Raw genomic sequence first — 19,607 nt, forward strand, 5'->3', positions numbered from 1 at the left:
AGTTATGCACAATCGCGCATTACTTCGTGCGGCGGCGAACGATATATTTGTCAGAAGCTTTACCTTTTTTACGTGTTTTGTAACCAAGGGTTGGTTTACCCCATGGAGACATAGGCGATTTACGTCCGATTGGAGCGCGGCCTTCACCACCACCGTGAGGGTGATCGTTAGGGTTCATTACCACACCACGTACTTCAGGACGTTGTCCAAGCCAGCGGCTACGACCAGCTTTACCGATTTTGATCAACTCATGGTCTTGGTTACCCACAGAACCGATGGTTGCACGGCAAACTTTCAGGATGCGGCGAACTTCACCGGAAGAAAGACGAACAGTTACGTACTTATCTTCTTTACCGAGAAGTTGAGCTTCTGTACCAGCAGCACGAACCAATTGTCCGCCTTTACCTGGTTTCAATTCGATGTTGTGGATAACGGTACCTACCGGAATGTTTTCCAGTGGAAGTGAGTTACCAATCTTGATGTCAGCACCTACTCCAGATACTACTTGGTCTCCAACTTTCAGACCTTTAGGAGCGATGATATAACGCTTTTCACCATCTACATAGTGAATCAGAGCGATGTTGGAAGTACGGTTCGGGTCGTATTCGATTGTAGCAACGCGACCTGGAATGCCGTCTTTATTCCGTTTGAAGTCGATGATACGGTATTTACGCTTGTGTCCGCCGCCATGGTGACGAACTGTAATTTTACCTTGGTTGTTACGGCCAGCTGTTTTGCTCAGCGGAGCCAGCAACGATTTCTCCGGCTGATTCGTGGTGATTTCTTCGAAAGTCGACACGGACATGTTGCGTCGAGCCGGGGATGTCGGTTTATACTTTTTAATAGGCACTGAATTTTCCCTCCTTACTTAAGAAATTCTTATTCAACCGATTCAAAGAACTCGAGCGGTTTGCTGTCTGGAGCCAAAGTCACGATCGCCTTTTTCCATTCGGTTGTGTAACCGGAATAACGGCCATAACGCTTTGGTTTAGCAGGGACACGCATCGTATTCACGTTCGATACTTTAACTTTAAAAATAGATTCGACAGCTTGCTTGATCTCGGTCTTGTTAGCGCGGATATCCACTTCAAAAGCATATTTCAGCTCTGCCATGTAGTCAGCCGTACGTTCCGTGATCACCGGGCGCTTGATTATATCGCGTGGGTCTTTCATTACGCGAGCACCTCCTCTACCTTCTGAACTGCTTCCTTCGTAATGATCAGTTGATCGTACGACATTACGTCAAGAACATTAATGCCGTCAGCCGCTACGAATTTCACACCAGGAATATTACGTGCGGAAAGGGCTACATTATCATCATAGCTTGGAGCAACGATCAGAGCTTTACGGCCTATTTTCAGGTTGCTAAGGATGTTAGCAAACTCTTTCGTTTTCGGCGTATTCAGCGTCAATTGATCCAATACGATAATTGCGTTGTCAATCACTTTGGAAGACAATGCGGATTTGATAGCCAAACGACGAACTTTCTTAGGAAGTTTAAACGTGTAGCTGCGCGGAGTTGGTCCAAATACCACACCGCCGCCTTTCCATTGTGGAGAACGGATCGAACCTTGACGAGCACGGCCAGTACCTTTTTGTTTCCAAGGCTTACGTCCGCCGCCGCGTACTTCAGAACGTCCTTTTACTTTGTGGGTACCACGACGAAGGGAAGCGCGCTGCAACAATACTGCACTGTGCAGTACGTGTACGTTCGGCTCGATGCCGAACACAGCTTCATTCAATTCTACTTCGCCAACTTGGCTACCGCTGACATTATAAAGTGCTACTTTAGGCATTCTTTGTTCCTCCTTTCTTCAGGCGATTATTTCTTCACCGTTTCTTTGATTTGAACGAAACCTTTTTTAGGTCCAGGTATGGAGCCTTTAACAAGGATTACGTTACGCTCTGTGTCGACTTTGACAACCTCGAGCTTTTGAATCGTAACTGTCTCATTGCCCATGTGACCTGGCAGGCGTTTTCCTTTAGGAACACGGTTTGCCTGGATCGAACCCATGGAACCTGGTCTACGGTGATAACGGGAACCGTGAGACATTGGTCCGCGGCTTTGGCCCCAACGTTTGATTACACCTTGGAAACCTTTACCTTTGGAAATACCCGTTACGTCAACAAATTCGCCTTCTGCGAAGACATCAGCCTTCAGCTCTTGTCCAACCTCGACACTCGCGAGGTCAACACCGCGAATTTCGCGAACGTAGCGCTTAGGCGCAGTGTTTGCTTTTTTCGCATGGCCTGCTTCTGGTTTGTTAGATCTGTTCTCTTTCTTATCAGAGAAACCGACTTGAATCGCTTCGTATCCGTCGTTTTCCAGATCTTTCTTTTGAAGAACAACACAAGGACCTGCTTCGATAACCGTTACAGGAATTACAACACCCTCAGGGGTAAACACTTGAGTCATTCCGAGCTTTCTACCTAAGATACCTTTCATGTTGACACCTCTTTTCTCTTCTCTAATTCATTATGCAATGCTTACAGTTTGATTTCGATATCTACACCGGACGGCAGGTCCAAGCGCATCAAGGCATCCACAGTTTGTGGAGTCGGGTTCACGATGTCGATCAAGCGTTTATGTGTACGCATTTCGAACTGTTCCCGAGAATCCTTATACTTGTGCACCGCACGGAGAATGGTAATTATTTGTTTCTCAGTTGGAAGCGGGATCGGACCGGATACACCAGCACCCGAACGTTTTGCTGTCTCAACAATTTTCTCAGCGGATTGATCAAGAACTCTGTGGTCGTATGCTTTCAAGCGAATACGAATTTTTTGCTTTGCCATTTTATTCCCTCCTTCTATCGCCCAATTTGGTATCGGACATACTCCGCGAAAATTTTCCAACCACCCACCTCATGGCAAAGGGGCCGGGTGTGTCGGTAACCTCTCACATCATCGCAACGTCGCAGAACAACATTCACTATTATATATAAAAGATAGGCGTATTGCAAGCACTAATTCATAATTTTATGTATTTACATCTTTAACCGAAGGTTGCAGAACTTGGCTAATAGATTTCATCGCTTTTCGCATATCATATTGTAACGCACTCTCTATTCTATATAATAGAAAGTTTCGAATTAAATAACTGATATCCATCAGAGAATGTAATCAGATTATTGGGGCTGATCCCTAAAGAAAAGAGCCTGATCCAAAGGATCAGACTCTTTTATCAGGACATCACATTGTTGCTCGTTACAATACACTGTTGCTATATTCAAGGCTATTCGTAAGCCTTAATTATTTAATGATGGAAGCAACGGAACCAGCACCTACGGTACGGCCGCCTTCACGAATGGAGAACTTAGTTCCTTCTTCAATCGCGATTGGGTTGATCAGGTTAACCGTTACAGTGATGTTATCACCAGGCATAACCATTTCAGAACCCTCTGGCAAGTTGATCACACCAGTTACGTCCGTAGTACGGAAGTAGAACTGTGGACGGTAGCCAGTGAAGAAAGGCTTATGACGTCCGCCTTCTTCTTTGCTCAGTACATATACTTGAGCTGTGAATTCTGTGTGTGGTTTAACGGAAGCAGGCTTAGCAAGTACTTGACCGCGCTCGATTTGAGTACGCTCAACACCACGAAGCAATGCACCGATGTTGTCTCCAGCTTGTGCGGAATCCAGCAATTTACGGAACATCTCAACGCCCGTAACAACGGATTTCTTAGTTTCTTCAGCGATACCAACGATTTCGATCTCGTCACCAACTTTGATCGTACCACGCTCTACACGACCTGTAGCAACGGTACCACGACCAGTGATGGAGAATACGTCCTCGACAGGCATCAAGAAAGGCTTGTCAGTGTCGCGCTCAGGCAATGGGATGTACTCGTCGATTGTTTTGAACATTTCAACGATTTTTTGTGCCCATTCGCCATCTGGGTTTTGCAGAGCTTCACGAGCGGAACCACGAGTGATCGGAGTGTCGTCGCCTGGGAAGTCATACTCGTTCAGCAGGTCGCGAACTTCCATCTCAACCAATTCCAAGAGCTCTTCGTCTTCAACCATGTCGCATTTGTTCAAGAATACAACGATGTAAGGAACGCCTACTTGGCGGGACAACAGGATGTGCTCACGAGTTTGCGGCATTGGGCCGTCAGCTGCGGATACAACCAGGATTGCTCCGTCCATTTGAGCTGCACCAGTGATCATGTTTTTAACATAGTCAGCGTGACCTGGGCAGTCAACGTGCGCATAGTGACGAGCGTCAGTTTCATACTCTACGTGGGAAGTAGAGATTGTGATACCGCGTTCGCGCTCTTCTGGAGCTTTGTCAATTTGATCGAAAGACATTGCAGCACCACCGTAAGTTTTGGACAATACAGATGTGATTGCAGCTGTCAAAGTTGTTTTACCATGGTCAACGTGACCGATAGTACCGATGTTAACATGGGGTTTCGTACGTTCGTATTTAGCCTTTGCCATTTGAACAATTCCTCCTTAAGGGGATATATATGTTGGGCCGGAAGCGGAGTTAACGGGATGTTGGTCCCGCCTCCTATCCAGCAGGTAAAACGTTATTACTCTCCGCCTTTGATCTTGGACACAATTTCATCGGAGATATTCTTAGGAACTTCTTCGTAGTGGGAGAGTTCCATGGAGAACACACCGCGTCCTTGTGTACCGGAGCGAAGGGTAGTGGAGTAACCGAACATTTCGGAAAGAGGTACTTTCGCACGGATAATTTGAGTACCACCACGGGAGTCCATACCTTCGATACGTCCACGGCGGGAGTTCAGCATACCCATTACGTCGCCCATGTATTCCTCAGGCACGGTAACTTCAACTTTCATAATAGGCTCGAGCAGGACAGGCTTACACTTGTCTTTAGCTGCTTTCAAAGCCATGGAACCGGCGATTTTAAACGCCATTTCATTGGAGTCAACATCATGGTATGAACCGTCGACGATGGTTGCTTTAACGTCAACAAGCGGGAAGCCGGCGAGTACACCGTTCTTCATTTGCTCTTCAATACCTTGTTGAGCTGGACCAATGTATTCTCTTGGTACAGAACCACCGACAACCTTGCTCTCGAATTGGTTACCGCTACCTGCTTCCAGAGGTTCGAACTCAACCCATACGTGACCGTATTGTCCACGACCACCGGACTGACGAACGAATTTACCTTCAACGCGAGCTGGTGCACGGAATGTTTCGCGGTAAGCTACCTGTGGTTTACCCACGTTAGTTTCTACCTTGAACTCGCGACGCATACGGTCGATGATGATGTCCAAGTGAAGCTCACCCATACCTGCCAGGATCGTTTGGCCTGTTTCTTCATCAGTATGTGCACGAAGAGTTGGATCCTCTTCAGTCAACTTACCGAGAGCCACACCCAATTTATCTTGGTCAGCTTTTGTTTTAGGCTCAACTGCGATTTCGATAACCGGATCAGGGAAGTTCATGGACTCCAAGATAACCGGGTCCTTCTCATCACATAGTGTATCACCTGTACCCGTATCTTTCAAACCTACGGCAGCTGCGATATCTCCGGCGAATACTTCGGAAATTTCTTGACGGCTGTTCGCATGCATTTGAAGGATACGACCAATGCGCTCACGCTTACCTTTAGTTGCATTCAGTACGTAAGAGCCGGATTGCAGTACACCGGAATATACGCGGAAGAATGTCAGCTTACCAACATAAGGGTCCGTAGCGATTTTGAATGCCAAAGCCGAGAACGGCTCTTCATCGGAAGAATGCCGGATAGCTTCAGTTCCATCTTCATGGGTACCCTTGATGTCTGGAACATCAGTTGGAGCCGGCAAATAATCGATTACGGCATCAAGCATCAACTGAACGCCTTTGTTACGGTAAGAAGATCCACAGATAACTGGGAAGATCTTAACTTCGACAACACCTTTACGCAGAGCAGCTTTCAACTCAGCTATGGTGATTTCTTCACCTTCAAGATATTTCATTGTCAAGTCTTCGTCAAGTTCTGCTACCTTCTCAACAAGCTCGTTGCGAAGCTCTTCCACTTGATCCTTGAATTCTGCTGGAATTTCGGTTTCTTCGATGTTTTGACCAAGGTCATCCTTATACATAAAGGCTTTTTCCTCGATAACATCGATGATGCCAATGAAATCATTCTCTGCACCGATCGGAAGCTGAATCGCTACCGCGTTCGCTTGCAGACGCTCTCTCATATCTTTAACTACGTTCAAGTAGTCGGCACCGATAATATCCATTTTGTTTACGTATGCGATCCGCGGTACACCGTAACGGTCTGCTTGTCTCCAAACCGTCTCCGACTGAGGTTCTACGCCCTCTTTCGCACTGAATACACCTACTGCCCCATCCAATACACGAAGGGAACGTTCAACTTCTACTGTGAAGTCAACGTGCCCCGGGGTGTCGATAATATTAACGCGGTGACCCTTCCAAGAAGCGGTAGTCGCGGCGGAAGTAATGGTAATTCCGCGCTCCTGCTCTTGCTCCATCCAGTCCATAGTAGCGGAACCCTCATGGGTTTCACCGATTTTATGAGTACGGCCTGTGTAGAACAAAATCCGCTCTGTTGTGGTCGTTTTACCAGCATCAATATGCGCCATGATCCCGATATTACGTGTATTTTTCAAGGAGAACTCTCTTGTCGCCATGCGAATAGTCTCCCTTCAAAATTAAAGTGTAAAATTAGTTGCTGAATCCTACCAACGGTAGTGAGCAAACGCTTTGTTCGCTTCAGCCATTTTGTGTGTATCTTCGCGTTTCTTAACGGAAGCGCCTGTGTTGTTGGAAGCATCGATGATCTCAGCCGCCAAACGCTCTTCCATGGTTTTCTCGCCGCGGTTGCGGGAGTAGTTTACGAGCCAACGTAATCCAAGGGATGTACGTCTCTCTGGTTTAACTTCGATTGGAACCTGGTAGTTAGCACCACCGACACGACGAGCTTTAACTTCCAATACTGGCATGATGTTCTTGATAGCTGCTTCAAACACTTCCATCGGATCATTACCAGTACGTTCCTTGATGATGTTGAACGAATTGTAAAGGATGCTTTGAGCAACACCTCTTTTACCATCCAACATGATGCGGTTGATCAGACGAGTTACCAGCTTGCTGTTATACACTGGATCTGGCAGCACGTCTCTTTTAGTTACTGGACCTTTGCGTGGCATGGATATCCCCCTTTCTTCAGTCATGAGTCATGTTACGAAAACATGAGCATCAATTAGCTTTTTGCTTTAGGACGCTTCGTGCCGTATTTGGAACGAGCTTGCATCCGGTTGTTTACACCAGCGGTATCAAGTGCGCCGCGAACGATATGGTAACGTACACCCGGAAGGTCTTTTACCCGTCCACCGCGAACCAATACAACACTGTGCTCTTGCAAGTTATGTCCGATACCCGGAATGTAAGCCGTCACCTCAATGCGGTTCGTCAAGCGAACACGAGCATATTTACGAAGTGCGGAGTTCGGTTTTTTCGGCGTCATTGTGCCTACACGAGTGCATACACCGCGTTTTTGCGGAGCGCTCAAGTCGGTCTCCTCACGTTTCAAAGCGTTAAAACCTTTTTGAAGAGCTGGAGATTTCGATTTGTAAACTTTAGCTTGACGGCCCTTGCGAACCAGTTGGTTAATTGTTGGCATGCTAGCCACCCCCTTCCCGTATTTATCATCCTAATTACAACCCCGTTTAAGTCCACAGACCCAGGCGGTTCATAAAAGGACAAATGAAAAGTTTTTGCCGAGAGAAGTAACGCCTTCTCCAACAAAAACGATTTCTCAAATCATGATTTCAAGACAGCTACCATAGCTGCACCAACTTCAATACCGCATGCTTCTCCAAGCTCTATCATCGTGGGTACATAGTTGATATGCACACCATTCTTATCACACTCGGATACGACTTTTGAAATCAAACGTTGGTCGCAATCTTCAGCCACATAAACCTCTGCAGCCAAACCGGATTCAACGGCCTTCATCGTTTGTTTGGTGCCAATCTTGATGTGTGCATCCTGTAATCCTTTATCATTAGACACAAGTCATTCCTCCAAAAGAACAGGGAACAAAGAAACTATTCACGCACCTTTGCTATATTAGCATCTGCCCTAAGCGATGTCAAGCTATTAAATCAGGAAAAAGAAACATTGGGACGGAGAAATTCAGCATCTTACGACGCGAAAATCTCCCCGTCACCTGACTGTCTCTTAATCTATAGAAGCTGTTTCGAGTTCCTGACTTTCGTCATTCACATCGTTTTGTCCCGCGAACTTCACGCTGCGATATCGGTTCATACCCGTTCCCGCAGGGATCAGCTTACCAATGATAACATTCTCTTTCAGACCAAGCAGTTGATCGACTTTACCTTTGATTGCAGCGTCAGTCAACACGCGAGTTGTCTCCTGGAAGGAGGCCGCTGACAAGAACGAATCGGTTTCGAGAGATGCTTTTGTAATTCCGAGGAGAACCGGTTTGGCAACCGCTGGTTCTTTTCCGGAGAGAATAGCGTCTTTATTGGCTGTCTCATATTCATGCATATCCACGAAGGAGCCTGGCAACAGGTTCGTATCTCCCGCATCAACGATACGGAATTTACGCAGCATCTGTCTGATCATAACTTCAACGTGCTTATCGTTAATTTCTACGCCTTGGTTACGGTATACGCGTTGTACTTCCTGAAGGATGTAGTTCTGCACACCACGGATACCTTTGATGCGAAGCATTTCCTTCGGATCAATGGAACCATCGGTGAGTTCATCCCCGGCTTCAATGTGCTTGCCTTCGCTTACGCGCAGACGGGAACCGTAGGTAACTGCGTAAACCTTAGTTTCAGCTTCACCTTGAATTTCGATTTCACGACGGTCCTTCGTTTCGCGGATTTCTTTAACCACACCATCAATCTCACTAATGGTCGCTTGACCTTTAGGATTACGGGCTTCAAAGAGCTCCTGGATACGCGGAAGACCTTGTGTAATATCATCACCGGCAACGCCGCCTGTGTGGAACGTACGCATCGTGAGCTGTGTTCCCGGTTCGCCGATGGATTGAGCTGCGATAATGCCAACCGCTTCACCAATCTCAACATGCTTACCAGTAGCCAGGTTACGACCATAACATTTTTTGCAGACGCCATAACGTGCACGGCAGCTCAAGATGGAACGAATTTGCAGCTTCTCAACACCAGCTGCTACGATTTCCTCAGCTTTGTCGGAGTCAATCAATTCGTTGCGATTCACGATGATCTCTTTCGTTTCCGGATGACGAACGGTTTCAAAGGCATAACGTCCCTCGATACGGTCATAGAGATCCTCGATAACCTCTTTACCGTCCTGAATACGGCTAACAGTAAAGCCTTTATCCGTGCTGCACTCATCTTCGCGAACGATAACATCCTGGGCCACGTCAACAAGTCGACGAGTCAAGTAACCGGAGTCAGCGGTACGAAGCGCTGTATCGGCAAGACCTTTACGCGCACCGTGCGTGGACAGGAAGTACTCGAGTACCGTCAGTCCTTCACGGAAGTTCGATTTGATTGGGAGTTCGATGATACGACCCGACGGGTTCGCCATCAGACCCCGCATACCACCGAGCTGAGTGATCTGCGATTTGTTACCCCGTGCTTTGGAATCCACCATGAGCATGATGGAGTTAAAGCGGTCCATCGATTTCATGAGTACATCCGTAATATCGTCTTTGGTCTTGGACCAGATATCGATAACACGGTCATAACGTTCTTCATTCGTAATCAAGCCGCGGCGATATTGGTTCGTTACCACTTTAACCTTCTCGTCGGACTCTTTCAGAATTTCATTCTTCTCGTCAGGTACGATAACGTCGGATACCGCAACGGTTACGCCAGCACGAGTAGAGTATGTGAAACCGATCTGCTTGATTTTATCCAAAATCACAGAGGTTTCGGTTGTATGGTACGTTTCAAAGCAGCGTGCAATGATGGAACCCAGATATTCCTTACCAACAGCACCGCTGATTGGCAGTTCTTGGATCACTTTTTGAATATCTGCACCCTTCTCATATACGAAATACTTCTCAGGCGTACCTTGCAGCAGGTTCGTACGAGTCGCTTCATTGATATAAGGGAAGCTGGCAGGGAAAATCTCGTTAAAGATAATCCGGCCGATCGTCGTAACCAACATCGCATTCTGCTGTTTTTCCGTAAAGCATGTTTTGCCCAGGGCTTTAACCGGAATCGCTACGCGTGCATGCAGACCAGCTGCTTCACGCTGATAAGCGGAAACTGCTTCGTTCACGCTGCCCAGAATCATGCCGGTACCTTTCTCTTCCTTGTTATCCATCGTGAGATAGAAGGAACCCAGTACCATATCCTGAGAAGGCGTAACAACTGGCTTACCGTCTTTCGGGTTCAGAATGTTACCCGATGCCAGCATCAAAAGACGCGCTTCAGCTTGAGCTTCGGCAGACAAAGGAACGTGAACCGCCATTTGGTCACCGTCAAAGTCAGCGTTATATGCTGTACATACGAGCGGATGAAGACGGATCGCATGGCCCTCAACCAGAATCGGTTCAAATGCTTGGATACCGAGTCTGTGAAGCGTCGGTGCACGGTTCAGAAGAACCGGATGCTCTTTAATAACCTCTTCGAGCACATCCCATACTTCTGGACTTACACGTTCTACTTTGCGCTTCGCACTCTTGATATTATGTGCAAGGCCTTTGTTGACCAATTCTTTCATAACGAACGGCTTGAAGAGCTCAAGCGCCATTTTCTTAGGCAGACCGCATTGGTACATTTTCAGGTAAGGACCTACAACGATAACGGAACGACCAGAATAGTCAACCCGTTTACCGAGCAAGTTCTGACGGAAACGTCCTTGTTTACCTTTCAGCATGTGGCTGAGGGATTTAAGCGGACGGTTACCAGGACCTGTGACCGGACGACCGCGACGGCCGTTATCGATCAGTGCATCGACAGCTTCCTGCAGCATGCGCTTCTCGTTCTGTACGATAATATCCGGCGCACCGAGATCCAGCAATCTTTTCAGACGGTTGTTCCGGTTAATAACGCGACGGTACAGATCGTTCAAGTCGGAGGTCGCAAAGCGTCCACCATCAAGTTGAACCATCGGACGAAGCTCCGGTGGAATGACTGGCAGCACATCCATGATCATCCACTCCGGATTGTTGCCGGAGTTACGGAACGCCTCAATCACTTCCAGGCGTTTGATGGCCCGGTTGCGGCGTTGACCCTGTGCAGTGCGCAGTTCTTCTTTAAGGAACTCAAGCTCTTTGTCAACATCGATGTCTTGAAGAAGCTTCTTAACCGCTTCAGCACCCATGCCTGCTTGGAATCCGTAGCCGTACTTTTCACGGTAGCTGCGGTATTCCTTCTCGGACAACAGCTGCTTCTTCTCCAGCGGTGTATCTCCTGGATCGGTTACAACATAAGATGCGAAGTAAATGATCTCCTCAAGAGATCTTGGGGACATATCCAGAGCCAGACCCATACGGCTTGGAATCCCTTTGAAATACCAAATATGCGATACAGGAGCCGCAAGCTCGATATGGCCCATCCGTTCACGACGGACTTTAGCGCGTGTTACTTCAACGCCACAGCGATCGCAGACTACTCCCTTATAACGGACACGCTTATACTTACCGCAATGACATTCCCAGTCCTTCTGCGGACCGAAAATCCGCTCACAGAACAGGCCTTCTTTCTCCGGCTTCAATGTACGGTAGTTAATCGTTTCCGGCTTCTTCACCTCTCCGCGAGACCAAGAGCGAATTTTTTCCGGTGAAGCAAGACCGATTTTCATGTACTCAAAATTGTTAACGTCCAACAAGGAGCAACCCTCCTCAACCTAGTCCTATTTATGTGCTATACGACCATAACACCACCGCCGACCTATAAGCCGACGGGGGTGAATGATTGACCGTTATTCCACTCCGACTTCAGTGCCTTCCAAGTTAAGGCTCAGTTTATCACCTTGAGCATCGTCTTCGTCGTCGAGTTCTTTCATCTCGATTTCCTCTTCATTCTCGCTCAGGATTTTGACATCCATACCGAGAGACTGAAGCTCTTTAATCAATACCTTGAACGATTCAGGAACACCCGGTTCCGGAACGTTCTCGCCCTTGACGATGGATTCGTAGGTTTTCACCCGGCCGACCACGTCATCCGACTTGACGGTAAGAATTTCTTGCAGCGTATAGGCAGCACCGTAAGCTTCAAGTGCCCATACTTCCATCTCACCGAAGCGCTGTCCACCGAACTGAGCTTTACCACCCAGCGGCTGCTGCGTAACGAGTGAGTATGGTCCCGTAGAACGGGCGTGAATTTTATCATCAACCATGTGCGCGAGTTTGATCATATGCATGACGCCGACGGTAACTTCACGTTCAAAACGTTCACCCGTCCGTCCGTCGTACAACACGGTCTTACCATTGCGCTGCATGCCTGCTTCTTCCATCGTATCAAACACGTCATACTCGCTTGCGCCGTCAAATACCGGTGAAGCCACGTGAATGCCGAGCTGGAGCGCGGCCATACCCAAGTGAACCTCGAGCACCTGACCGATGTTCATCCGTGATGGAACCCCTAGAGGGTTCAATACAACTTGAACCGGTGTGCCATCTGGCAGGAACGGCATATCTTCTTCAGGCAAAATACGGGCAACGACACCTTTGTTACCGTGACGTCCGGCCATTTTGTCACCTTCGGAAATTTTACGTTTCTGTGCGATGTAAACGCGAACCAGTTGGTTAACGCCCGGCGGCAATTCGTCACCGTTCTCACGTGTAAACACCTTCACATCCACAATGATCCCGTCACTACCGTGAGGAACGCGCAGCGAGGTATCGCGCACTTCGCGAGCCTTCTCACCAAAGATCGCATGCAGGAGACGCTCTTCTGCCGTCAGTTCGGTTACACCCTTAGGCGTTACCTTACCCACGAGGATGTCTCCGGCGCTGATTTCGGCACCGATGCGGATAATTCCGCGCTCGTCAAGGTTCTTCAGTGCTTCTTCCCCTACGTTAGGAATATCACGCGTAATTTCTTCTGGTCCGAGCTTCGTGTCACGAGCTTCGGATTCGTACTCCTCGATATGAATCGAAGTGTACACATCCTCTTTGACCAGTTTCTCGGAGAGAAGAATCGCATCCTCGTAGTTGTAACCTTCCCAAGTCATGAACGCCACAACGACGTTGCGGCCCAGTGCCAATTCGCCCATCTCCGTGGATGGACCGTCTGCGAGAATATCACCTTTTTTGATGACATCGCCGCGTTTAACGATTGGACGCTGATTGATGCATGTTCCTTGGTTCGAACGCATAAATTTGTGTAATTTATGTTTAATAAGATCGCCTTTGACTTCTTGTCCGTCGACATTTTCCACACGGCGGACCCAGATTTCATTAGCGGATGAACGTTCAATAATCCCGTCATGTTTGGACACAATACATACACCGGAGTCTTTTGCAGACTTGTGTTCCATTCCAGTTCCGACCAGCGGAGCTTTAGGAATAAGAAGTGGAACAGCCTGCCGCTGCATGTTGGATCCCATCAGCGCGCGGTTGGAGTCATCGTTCTCAAGGAACGGAATGAGCGCCGTCGCTACCGACACTACCTGCTTCGGCGAAACGTCCATGTAGTCTACACGGTCGCTCGGCATAGGAAGGATGTTATCGGATTGCTTGTTATAACGGACGATAACCATTTCGTCAGTGAAGGTACCATCTTCGTTAAGCTCGGCGTTCGCCTGGGCAACGATATAGTTATCCTCTTCGTCTGCAGTCAGGTAATCGATTTGGTCCGTTACTTTACCGGTCTTCGGATCCACCCAACGATACGGAGCTTCAATGAAGCCATATTCGTTGATGCGCGCAAACGTCGACAAGGAGTTGATCAGACCGATGTTCGGTCCCTCCGGCGTCTCGATCGGACACATACGGCCATAGTGACTGTGGTGAACGTCCCGCACTTCAAAGCCCGCACGCTCACGCGTCAAACCGCCGGGTCCGAGAGCAGACAGACGACGTTTATGCGTCAGTTCCGCAAGCGGGTTGGTCTGATCCATGAACTGGGATAGCTGGGAGCTGCCGAAGAACTCTTTAATCGATGCGATAACCGGACGTATGTTGATGAGCGCCTGCGGCGTAATCACATTAGCATCCTGAATCGACATTCTTTCACGAACGACACGTTCCATCCGGGACAAACCGATACGGAACTGATTTTGAAGCAATTCGCCTACAGAACGCAGACGACGGTTACCCAGGTGATCGATATCATCCGTATTGCCGATTCCATGCAGCAAGTTGATGAAGTAGCTGATAGAAGAAATGATATCCGCCTGCGTAATGTGCTTCACGGATTTATCAATGTTTGCGTTCGCGATGACCTTCACGACTTTTGCATCCTCGATTGGAGAGAATACATCGATCGTTTGCAGCGGGATATCCTCGCTGTCCATCACACCGCCGGTAACATGATAATTCTTAAAGCCTACGCTCTTCTCAAGATAAGGCATGATCTCGTCCAAAAGACGACGGTCAACGGTTTGACCAGCTTCTGCAATGATCTCACCCGTATCGATGTCTATCAAACTCTCTGCCAAACGTTGATTAAAGAGACGGTTCTTAATATGAAGCTTCTTGTTGATCTTGTAACGACCAACGTTAGCCAAATCATAACGCTTCGGATCGAAGAAACGGGCAACAAGAAGGCTCTTCGCATTCTCTAGTGTTGGCGGCTCACCCGGACGAAGACGTTCATAGATTTCGATGAGCGCTTTTTCCGTGGAGTCGGTGTTGTCTTTATCCAGCGTATTTTGAATATATTCATCATTGCCCAGAAGATCCAAAATCTCGGCATCTGTACCAAAACCAAGTGCACGTAAAAGTACCGTTACAGGGATTTTACGGGTACGGTCGATCCGGACATAGATAATGTCCTTCGCGTCCATCTCCAGTTCAAGCCAAGCGCCGCGGTTAGGGATAACTGTTGCAGTGTACGTCGTCTTACCGTTTTTATCCACTTTTGTGCTGAAATAGACGCTGGGAGAGCGAACCAACTGGCTGACAATAACCCGTTCGGCACCATTGATAATGAATGTTCCGGTTTCCGTCATTAACGGGAAGTCTCCCATGAACACTTCCTGCTCCTTGACCTCTCCGGTCTCCTTGTTAATGAGCCGGACTTTCACGCGGAGCGGCGCCGCATAAGTAACGTCGCGTTCTTTCGCGTCATCGACGGTGTATTTCGGTTCTCCAAGGCTGTAGTCAATGAACTCTAGTACCAAATTACCTGTGAAATCCTGAATCGGCGAGATGTCCTGGAACATTTCGCGGAGTCCTTCCTCCAAAAACCATTCATAAGATTTTTGTTGGATTTCAATCAGGTTCGGAACTTCGAGTACCTCGTTAATACGAGCATAACTTCGCCGAGTGCGTCGACCATATTGAACAAGATGTCCTGCCAACTTAAACTCACCCCTCATGTCTACTCACTTTAAAAATTTCATTGCGAACCTCTGTTTGTAACACTATAATGGAACATACAGAGGACACTCCCATAAATAGAGAAAAGCCCTTATCGAATACCTTTTCGAAAAAAGAGCAGCTTATCCATGGTTATGATAATCATCTCATATCCTGTAGATTTGCCCAAAATGTACATATTATACGTCAATATGATCGACTTTATGCATCTTTCCACACATTAAGTCTTGACATTTCAGCCAACTAAAGACAAAGAGACCATCCTAATACTGACATTTTATAATAATACCATACCAGCATACCCAAGTCAACAGCCTAGTCGAACTATTTTAAGAAGATTTAGTCGCTCTGAATATCCGGTATCCTTTATCCTTCGTTACTTCTTCAACCTGATGAAATAAACTCTCCAGTTTCGCTTTCGCTGAAGGTGCGCCTTGCTTCTTCTGAATCACAACCCACAGTTGCCCATTCTCACGCAAATGCTTCCACGATTCTTCGAATATAGCATGTACCGTCTCTTTCCCGGCACGGATCGGCGGATTGGTTAGAACCACGTCAAATTGCTGATCCTGAACCGCGGCAAACAAATCGCTCTCCAAGATGGTCACATTGGATATACTATTACGTTTCGCATTCTCCTTGGCTAATTCGACAGCGCGGCTATTGATGTCGATCATCGTCACATGTCCTTGCGCAGCCATTCTTGCCGCCGACAGACCGATCGGACCATATCCACAGCCTACATCCAACACTTGGGCATGCTGGTTAAAATCCATAGCCTCTATTAATACCTTGCTGCCATAATCCACGCCACTCTTAGAGAATACGCCCGCGTCACTGATAAAGTTGAAAGTCTGCCCCCGAAGCTCCGTCTTTAACTCCTTACGGTCATGAGCAATTTCCGGCTGATTCGAGTAATAATGTTGATTCGGCATCATTTCCTCCGTCTTGAATCAAAGTCTACCCGCCTAAGATATTTCACTCTTAAGCGCTCTAATTTCAGTATAACCTTAGTTGCGGAGAATCAGTACCTTGTGGTCTCCCCGCCACAATAACAAACCCCTTGAACAAATATTCAAGGGGTTTGATTCTTGCTGACGTGAATCTCAAGAAGCTAATTACTTAACTTCTACGGATGCGCCTGCTTCTTCCAATTTAGCTTTAACAGCTTCTGCTTCTTCTTTAGCTACTTTTTCTTTCAATGGTTTTGGAGCGTTGTCAACCAGTTCTTTTGCTTCTTTCAAGCCAAGACCTGTGATTTCGCGAACCACTTTGATTACGTTGATTTTGGACGCGCCTGCGCTAGTCAGGATTACGTCAAATTCGGATTGCTCAGCAGCTTCAGCTGCACCAGCGCCACCTACAACAGCTACTGGAGCTGCAGCAGTTACACCAAATTCTTCTTCGATTGCTTTTACAAGATCGTTCAGTTCCAGAACAGACATACCTTTAATTGCTTCCAAGATTTGCTCTTTGCTCATTTAAGTTGAACCTCCATTTATTATTAAGATTTTATAGTTGTTGTTACACAGCTTCAGCAAGACAAAGCTTATGCGCCTTGTTCTTCCTTCTCAGCAACAGCTTTAACTGCAAGCGCGAAGTTGCGCACTGGAGCTTGAAGCACGCTGAGGAGCATGGAGAGGAGACCTTCGCGGGACGGAAGTTCTGCCAGAGCTTTGATTTCGCTCTCTCCGATTACACGGCCTTCTACTACGCCGCCTTTCAATTTCAACGCGTCGTTTTTCTTAGCAAAATCGTTAAGGATTTTTGCTGGAGCGACAGCGTCATTGGTACCAAATGCAACAGCTGTTGGACCAGTCAGGACTTCGTCCAGATCAGACAGCTCTGCTGCCGCAGTTGCACGGCGAAGCAGTGTGTTTTTCAGTACTTGGAACTCGACGCCAGCTTCACGAAGCTGTTTACGAAGTTCAGTTACTTGCGCAACGTTCAGTCCGCGATAGTCAGCAACTACTGTCGATACGCTTTCGCGCAGTTTAGCAGCAACGACATCAACCGCTTCTTGTTTCGCTTGGATCACTTTTGCGTTTGCCAATGATTACACCTCCTGGTTGTATTAGTAGCGTAAGAGCACCAAGCTCTCCGCTCTTCCTACGGGCACTAAAAAAGCCTCCGTAGAATCACGAAGGCCTGATGAATCATCATTTGGCCGGTGTAACCGGACAAATTGTTGACGTTCTATCATAACACCTCGGTAGGAAATTAAGCCTGCTTAGGGCACCTACTGTCTACGGTAAGCATATTCAACTTTAAGGGTCAGTCTCGAAGACTCACAACTGTTACATAATATCAAACTTCATTGACCAAAGTCAATGGTAATATTATCTGTAAACGGTTGTGTTCACGCGAGCGCTTGGTCCCATAGTCGAGGAAACAGCGATACCTTTCAGGTAAACACCTTTAGCAGCAGCTGGTTTCGCACGATTCAATGCATCGATGAGAGCTTTAAGGTTCTCATTCAATTGAGCTGCATCGAAAGACACTTTACCGATTGGCGCGTGAATTTGACCTGCTTTGTCCAGACGGTACTCGATTTTACCGGCTTTGATTTCTTGAACAGCCTTAGCAACATCGAATGTAACCGTACCAGCTTTAGGGTTAGGCATCAGGCCTTTACCACCGAGCAGACGGCCAAGTTTACCGACTTCACTCATCATATCAGGTGTAGCTACGCAGACATCAAACTCGAACCAGCCTTGTTGAATTTTGTTGATCATGTCTTGATCGCCAACAAAATCAGCGCCAGCTGCTTCTGCCTCTTTCGCTTTTTCACCTTTTGCAAATACCAGAACGCGTTGTGTTTTACCTGTGCCGTGAGGCAAGACAACAACACCACGAACAGCCTGGTCTTGTTTACGTGGGTCTACACCCAAACGTACAGCCGCTTCAACAGTTTCGTCGAATTTGGCAGTTGCAGCCTTCTTCACAAGCTCTACAGCTTCCAAAGGCTCATAAGTTGCTTCGCTGTCAATCAGCTTCGCAGCTTCAACGTATTTCTTACCGTGTTTAGCCATGTTTGTTTTCCTCCTTTGTGGTGTTAGCGGAAATTCCTCCCACATAATCCGAACCTCGTTCGGTTTCAATCGAGAGACAATTAGTCTTCGATTGTGATACCCATACTACGGGCAGTACCTTCTACCATCTTCATTGCAGCTTCAACAGATGCAGCGTTCAGGTCAGGCATTTTTGTTTCAGCGATTTGACGAACAGCGTCACGCTTAACAGTAGCCACTTTCTTCTTGTTAGGCTCGCCGGATCCTTTTTCGATCTTAGCAGCCACGCGAAGCAGAACAGCAGCCGGTGGAGTTTTAGTGATGAATGTAAAGGAACGATCTTCAAACACCGAAATTTCAACCGGAATGATCAGACCAGCTTGATCAGCAGTACGTGCGTTGAATTCTTTACAGAATGCCATGATGTTGACACCCGCTTGACCCAATGCAGGACCTACTGGAGGAGCCGGATTCGCTTTACCTGCAGGAATCTGCAGTTTCACAATCTTGATAACTTTCTTAGCCATGGTTGACACCTCCTTGCATCAATAGTGGTAGCGGACGCTTTGACACGCCCTCCCACAAGAAACCTGAAGAATTAAATCTTCTCCACTTGAGTATAATCCAACTCCAGCGGGGTTTCCCGTCCAAACATGTTGACGTGAACTTTCAACTTGCTCTTTTCAGCCAAAATCTCTTCCACGGAGCCCACAAAATTCGCAAAAGGACCAACCTTGATACGAACGGATTCCTTGATGTCGAATTCGATCTTCGGTTTCGGCTCTTCCATGCCCATATGCTTCAGAATCTGTTCTACTTCTTCTGGAAGCAAAGGCGTCGGTTTAGAACCGGACCCTGTCGAACCAACAAAACCGGTCACTCCTGGTGTATTGCGGACAACATACCAAGAATCATCGGTCTGAATCATTTCGACCAAGACATATCCCGGGTAAACTTTACGCATGACGGTTTTTTTCTTGCCGTCTTTGTTTACGATTTCTTCTTCCATCGGAACAAGAACGCGGAATATTTTGTCCTCCATGCCCATGGACTCGACACGTTTTTCCAAATTGGCTTTGACTTTATTCTCATACCCAGAGTAGGTATGAACTACGTACCATCTTTTTTCCATATCAAGCCACCTGGGACCC

The 19,607-nt window shown here is 47.4% G+C and carries 18 protein-coding genes and 1 other annotated feature; all 18 genes read right to left on the reverse strand.

Features of this window, described 5'->3' with window-relative positions; translation table 11 throughout:
• Positions 1 to 19: 19 nt before the first annotated feature.
• Positions 20 to 850, reverse strand: a complete 831-nt coding sequence (gene rplB / locus MHH48_RS31635) for a 50S ribosomal protein L2 (RefSeq protein WP_076326223.1) — start codon at positions 848 to 850, stop codon at positions 20 to 22.
• A gap of 29 nt (positions 851 to 879) precedes the next feature.
• On the reverse strand, positions 880 to 1,173 hold the full coding sequence (rplW, locus tag MHH48_RS31640) for a 50S ribosomal protein L23 (protein WP_006212919.1): 294 nt from the start codon (positions 1,171 to 1,173) through the stop codon (positions 880 to 882).
• Positions 1,173 to 1,796 (reverse strand): 50S ribosomal protein L4, encoded by a 624-nt coding sequence (gene rplD / locus MHH48_RS31645; RefSeq protein ID WP_076326224.1) that lies wholly within the window; start codon positions 1,794 to 1,796, stop codon positions 1,173 to 1,175. The genes rplW and rplD overlap by 1 nt, the downstream gene beginning before the upstream one ends.
• A gap of 26 nt (positions 1,797 to 1,822) precedes the next feature.
• Complete coding sequence (gene rplC / locus MHH48_RS31650) at positions 1,823 to 2,446, reverse strand: 50S ribosomal protein L3 (protein ID WP_076326225.1); 624 nt, start codon at positions 2,444 to 2,446, stop codon at positions 1,823 to 1,825.
• A gap of 41 nt (positions 2,447 to 2,487) precedes the next feature.
• Positions 2,488 to 2,796 (reverse strand): 30S ribosomal protein S10, encoded by a 309-nt coding sequence (rpsJ, locus tag MHH48_RS31655; protein ID WP_006212922.1) that lies wholly within the window; start codon positions 2,794 to 2,796, stop codon positions 2,488 to 2,490.
• A 456-nt stretch (positions 2,797 to 3,252) separates the two neighbouring features.
• Complete coding sequence (tuf, locus tag MHH48_RS31660; RefSeq protein ID WP_076326226.1) at positions 3,253 to 4,443, reverse strand: elongation factor Tu; 1,191 nt, start codon at positions 4,441 to 4,443, stop codon at positions 3,253 to 3,255.
• Positions 4,444 to 4,538: 95 nt separating this feature from the next.
• Positions 4,539 to 6,620, reverse strand: coding sequence for an elongation factor G (fusA, locus tag MHH48_RS31665; RefSeq protein ID WP_076326227.1), 2,082 nt, complete (start codon positions 6,618 to 6,620; stop codon positions 4,539 to 4,541).
• 48 nt (positions 6,621 to 6,668) lie between these two features.
• On the reverse strand, positions 6,669 to 7,139 hold the full coding sequence (gene rpsG, locus MHH48_RS31670) for a 30S ribosomal protein S7 (protein WP_006212929.1): 471 nt from the start codon (positions 7,137 to 7,139) through the stop codon (positions 6,669 to 6,671).
• A 53-nt stretch (positions 7,140 to 7,192) separates the two neighbouring features.
• Positions 7,193 to 7,612 carry a 30S ribosomal protein S12 gene (gene rpsL, locus MHH48_RS31675; protein ID WP_006212930.1) on the reverse strand — a complete coding sequence of 140 codons (420 nt, stop codon included), beginning with the start codon at positions 7,610 to 7,612 and terminating at the stop codon, positions 7,193 to 7,195.
• 140 nt (positions 7,613 to 7,752) lie between these two features.
• Positions 7,753 to 8,004, reverse strand: a complete 252-nt coding sequence (locus tag MHH48_RS31680; RefSeq protein WP_006212931.1) for a ribosomal L7Ae/L30e/S12e/Gadd45 family protein — start codon at positions 8,002 to 8,004, stop codon at positions 7,753 to 7,755.
• Positions 8,005 to 8,172: 168 nt separating this feature from the next.
• Entirely contained in the window at positions 8,173 to 11,787 is a 3,615-nt protein-coding gene (rpoC, locus tag MHH48_RS31685) for a DNA-directed RNA polymerase subunit beta' (protein WP_076326228.1), read from the reverse strand.
• Positions 11,788 to 11,880: 93 nt separating this feature from the next.
• Positions 11,881 to 15,426 (reverse strand): DNA-directed RNA polymerase subunit beta, encoded by a 3,546-nt coding sequence (rpoB, locus tag MHH48_RS31690; RefSeq protein WP_076326229.1) that lies wholly within the window; start codon positions 15,424 to 15,426, stop codon positions 11,881 to 11,883.
• 348 nt (positions 15,427 to 15,774) lie between these two features.
• Entirely contained in the window at positions 15,775 to 16,380 is a 606-nt protein-coding gene (locus MHH48_RS31695; protein WP_076326230.1) for a class I SAM-dependent methyltransferase, read from the reverse strand.
• A gap of 183 nt (positions 16,381 to 16,563) precedes the next feature.
• Positions 16,564 to 16,926 carry a 50S ribosomal protein L7/L12 gene (gene rplL / locus MHH48_RS31700; protein ID WP_076326231.1) on the reverse strand — a complete coding sequence of 121 codons (363 nt, stop codon included), beginning with the start codon at positions 16,924 to 16,926 and terminating at the stop codon, positions 16,564 to 16,566.
• 68 nt (positions 16,927 to 16,994) lie between these two features.
• Positions 16,995 to 17,498, reverse strand: coding sequence for a 50S ribosomal protein L10 (gene rplJ, locus MHH48_RS31705; protein ID WP_090914113.1), 504 nt, complete (start codon positions 17,496 to 17,498; stop codon positions 16,995 to 16,997).
• A gap of 58 nt (positions 17,499 to 17,556) precedes the next feature.
• Positions 17,557 to 17,715, reverse strand: a sequence feature (ribosomal protein L10 leader region).
• Between the two features lie 69 nt (positions 17,716 to 17,784).
• Entirely contained in the window at positions 17,785 to 18,477 is a 693-nt protein-coding gene (gene rplA, locus MHH48_RS31710; protein WP_009591966.1) for a 50S ribosomal protein L1, read from the reverse strand.
• An 80-nt stretch (positions 18,478 to 18,557) separates the two neighbouring features.
• Positions 18,558 to 18,983 carry a 50S ribosomal protein L11 gene (rplK, locus tag MHH48_RS31715; RefSeq protein ID WP_076326233.1) on the reverse strand — a complete coding sequence of 142 codons (426 nt, stop codon included), beginning with the start codon at positions 18,981 to 18,983 and terminating at the stop codon, positions 18,558 to 18,560.
• Positions 18,984 to 19,054: 71 nt separating this feature from the next.
• Positions 19,055 to 19,588 (reverse strand): transcription termination/antitermination protein NusG, encoded by a 534-nt coding sequence (gene nusG / locus MHH48_RS31720; protein WP_006212939.1) that lies wholly within the window; start codon positions 19,586 to 19,588, stop codon positions 19,055 to 19,057.
• Positions 19,589 to 19,607 lie beyond the last annotated feature (19 nt).

Source organism: Paenibacillus sp. FSL F4-0100 (genome assembly GCF_037993005.1).
Lineage (GTDB): Bacteria > Bacillota > Bacilli > Paenibacillales > Paenibacillaceae > Paenibacillus_AQ.